Annotated in this window: 1 protein-coding gene and 2 pseudogenes; all 3 read right to left on the minus strand. The window is 48.4% G+C overall.

Translation table 11 applies throughout. The features are described from left to right. Positions 1–126: 126 nt before the first annotated feature. Positions 127–888: pseudogene (rhuM, locus tag ACMV5H_RS25485) on the minus strand (RhuM family protein); the annotation flags it as partial. Positions 889–974: 86 nt separating this feature from the next. Further along, positions 975–1,415: pseudogene (locus ACMV5H_RS25490) on the minus strand (DUF4942 domain-containing protein); the annotation flags it as partial. Between the two features lie 40 nt (positions 1,416–1,455). Continuing rightward, a partial coding sequence (locus ACMV5H_RS25495) for a hypothetical protein (RefSeq protein WP_414821777.1) occupies positions 1,456–1,539 on the minus strand: 84 nt, incomplete at its 5' end.

Here is a 1,539-nt window from a genome sequence, read left to right on the forward strand (position 1 = left end):
CGAAATACAAGGAGAAAGCTACAGGAAAAAGACCTCAAACGCAGTGGCAAAAAAGCCATCTAAATGATGGTGTGGGAGCGGCCATTGTAGTTGACGCCGGATCGGCAAAAGTAATTGACGTCTAATAACTACGCGGTTGAGTTCACTGACCTCGTCCTGATTGAGGTAGTTTTTCGCCACTGTCACATCGCTTTTACGCACCTCTTCGCCTTTATAGCTGTTCAAACCCATATGGGGCTGGCTGGCGTCAGCACGCTGATGGATGAGTTCGGCAGCAGTGTGGCCGGTGCAGGCAAAATGCAGTTTATTCTGAATAGTTTGAAAAAACAGCGTTGTCTCTTTGAGTGACGGTTGGTAGTCGGCGGCTAATGCAAAGATCTCCCGAACCCGCAAATAAACCCGACGCTCACTAGCGCGGATGTCGCGAATGCGTTCCAGCATCTCGTCGAAGTAGTCAGGCACAGTTGATGAGCCAACAGGAGGGTTTTTAAGCCGCTCATCGTCCATCACAAAACCTTTGATCAGGTATTCCTGGAGCGTTTGGGTCGCCCACTGGCGGAATTGGGTACCTCGGGCAGAACGGACGCGGTAGCCAACAGCGAGTATCATCGGCAAACTAAAATATTGAACTTGATAGTTTTTCCCGTCACTGGCAGTTGTTCGGTAAAACCGAACAACTGAATTTTCGACCAGTTCACCGTCTTCAAAGATATTCTTGATGTGTTCGCTGATGGTTGCTTTGGCTTTACCGTAGAGTTCACAGATCATGGCCTGGGATAGCCACAGGGTATCGCTTTCAAAGCGGCATTCAACGCGCACCTTTCCATCACCGCTGGCAAACATAACAAATTCACCTGCCGGGGATTGGGTTAAGTGTTTATCTGTCATGCCACCTCCGTTTTAATCCGACTTACAATGCTATATCCGCTTAGTATGCCAGAGATCCATGTTGGAGCTCATTACGCGTATAGCGTTTATTTTGTCGGCAATATGCCTGGATAATGCTTAGCGATGATGTCGTTCATCTTCTCCACCAGATCCAACCGTTTGAACATCAGATGCGCGGTTCCCTTCTGGAAGTAACGAATACTGAAGAACGCATCTTCATAAACTTCTTTCGCCGGGTTGTCCCGAATATGCTCCATCAACCGGGTACAGATATCGCCACGGTTGTCAGGAATGGATTTGCCATCCAGAAGGAAGAGCATCCGTTCCAGATCTGTCAGTTGGTCACGACGCCAGCCCCAGTGCAGGCTAAAGCCCCAGCGATTGTGAGTGACCAGATTGTTAATGATGATCTTTTTGCCAAAACTGCATGGGCTGTTAGTTTTGTAATCCCATGAGAGTCCTTTGAAGACATTGATCACCCCACGCTCAAAGACCTCATCTTTGCTGTGATGTAATTGTTCAAAGGTAAGCGTCCAACGAAGGCCGTATTGACTAAGGTCGAGTAAGTTATTCTGTTGGCAGTGTTATACGCCACGGCAGTAGCTCACTGACCCGGTTTATCGGCCAGTCGGCAATCACATTCAGCACATG

The sequence above is a fragment of the Serratia sp. N21D137 genome (assembly GCF_047530005.1).
Taxonomy (GTDB): Bacteria; Pseudomonadota; Gammaproteobacteria; order Enterobacterales; family Enterobacteriaceae; genus Chania; species Chania fonticola_B.